Raw genomic sequence first — 2,122 nt, 5'->3', positions numbered from 1 at the left:
ATCATGAAAACAGTAAGATTGTTAGGATAAATTAAAAGGAAATGTGAAAAATATAAGAAAAGAACAAAGGAGAGGAATGAATTCATACAGGTAATCTAATTTTGGATTAATAAGATGAAGTTGGCTCTTGTCGAGTGGGCTTTTTCAAAGCGTTCCATAATACGTTATTAACTGTAATATTATGGATAAGATAAAGATATGCGGAATTATGTAGATATCCTATATCTAATAATTATAGGGAGCTGGCTATTCTATAGCACCACACTAGCAATCAATAATCCAGCCTTATTATTACAGCATAAATCAGAATTCAAATTGATGAACTGGACAATTTATGGCGGGACAGTATTAGGATGTTTAGCCCATTTAATTTTCTATCTTAAAAAATATGTACGTATTAACTCCTAGACGATAGCTTTTAACTGCTCATATGGATTGATATTTCTTAAATCCCATGTGCCAAACAAACTCATCATTATCTCTGTTGTCCTAAATCCTTGTTCTGACCTTAAACATCCAATAATTTTTTCCAGTACTCTCCATGCTCTTAATCCTCGTTCAGCCCTGTTATTTGTTGGTTCAATCTCCAAGTGTAGAATGCAAGTAAACCAAAAGTTTTCAGCATTCTCCATCTTGTTAACAAACTTCCTTAATCTTCTGTATGGCTTGTAAACCTGAATCCACGTGTTTAATTCTTCTATTAACTCCACATACAATTGCTCTCGCATCTCCTGACTCTTATATTTCCTTGCTTCTTTTACTTTCTCAAATATTTCACACAGCCACTCATACGCCTTAACTAGACTTTTGTCAGGCTTCTTTTTCTTATAGCAGATTTCTTTTAGCTCTCTAATGGCATGTGCCCAACAACGCTGAAGCAGAATTCCAATTTCTTTTGAGAATGTAGCATATGTTGACCAGCCGTCACAGCCAAGGACACCACTATATTCTTTTCCAAGAACTCTTTTTATGATATCCCCTCCACGTTGAATATTAAAGACAAATAATGCGATATTTAATGAGAAAAAACCCCATAGCCATCCGGGAAGACCGTTTCTTTTTGCTCCTGTTTCATCTCCATTAACTGCTTTTTCTTCTTTGATATCTTTTCTTAGCTTATCATAATGGGGAGAAACCTTATCTGCGGTGCGATTGCATATGTCCCATGCCGTTGTTGTAGACATTGGAATGTTAAGTACGTGCGTGGAAGTAAAGGCAATCTTGTCAAATGGAACCCTGCATTTCCACCTCAATAGATTTACAAAAGCTTCAACACTTTTTCCAAAAATACCTTTATGGGGGATACACGGATGGGTGGCATGAAAGACCTCACCAGTATCTAAATCTTCATAGTACCGACACTTGAATAGCCTTGTTATCTTTACAATCTTAAAGTCTATAACAGGGAACTCCTCAAAATAATCTAGAGGTTTTATATTTGTGCTGCCGTTGGATGGGTTGAAGGCTGCTGTTACTTCAACTACTTTGTATTTTTTTTCTTTTTGTCTAGTTTTTCCTTTATGGTGGCTTTTCTTTCCTTTCTTTCGACCAACCTTAAGACCCTGAACTTCTACTTTTTCAAATCTCTTTTGGGAAGAAGGTGTATTAGCATTTTTGTATTTGTGGATTTCTTTTTCAAGCTTCTCTTTTTCTTTCTTGATAGTTTCAAACTTCTCATATAATTCAATATACTTATCGATAATCTCTTTCTTGGATTTATCATCTAATCTTTTGCTTAACCTTAACTTATTCATTGTTCCAGAAGTATTATTTTTACTCTTTTTCCAACCCATTCAATTGGTACATAAACACGTCCACTATTCCCGCTTTTATTTACTTGCTTTTCAAGCATTTCGAAGCCATTTAATTCTATTTTTGTTTGTTTTTTCATTATTAGCTACAATGTAGCTAACCTATATTTATATTTTATTGTGATGTAGGATATAATAGGAAATTTAAGAATATAGACTAGAGCTTAATGCATACGTTTTTTCATTCTAAACCACCAGTTTCCTCTGCTCACTCCCATCAATCCCCTTATCAAGCACTTTCAGCTTAGTGCATATTATCATCCTGAACTTTGGAATGCCCATAACAGAAACGCTTCTCCCTACAGCCAATT

Annotated in this window: 2 protein-coding genes; both read right to left on the bottom strand. The window is 34.6% G+C overall.

The features are described 5' to 3' along the window. Positions 1-404: 404 nt before the first annotated feature. Positions 405-1,754 (bottom strand): IS66 family transposase, encoded by a 1,350-nt coding sequence (locus KKC91_07335; protein ID MBU0478364.1) that lies wholly within the window; start codon positions 1,752-1,754, stop codon positions 405-407. Then, on the bottom strand, positions 1,751-1,891 hold the full coding sequence (locus KKC91_07330; protein ID MBU0478363.1) for a DUF2080 family transposase-associated protein: 141 nt from the start codon (positions 1,889-1,891) through the stop codon (positions 1,751-1,753). Before KKC91_07330 ends, KKC91_07335 begins: the two co-directional genes overlap by 4 nt. Positions 1,892-2,122 lie beyond the last annotated feature (231 nt).

This window comes from bacterium (assembly GCA_018812485.1).
Taxonomy (GTDB): Bacteria; JAHJDO01; JAHJDO01; order JAHJDO01; family JAHJDO01; genus JAHJDO01.
This window is presented reverse-complemented; position numbering and strand designations above follow the sequence as displayed.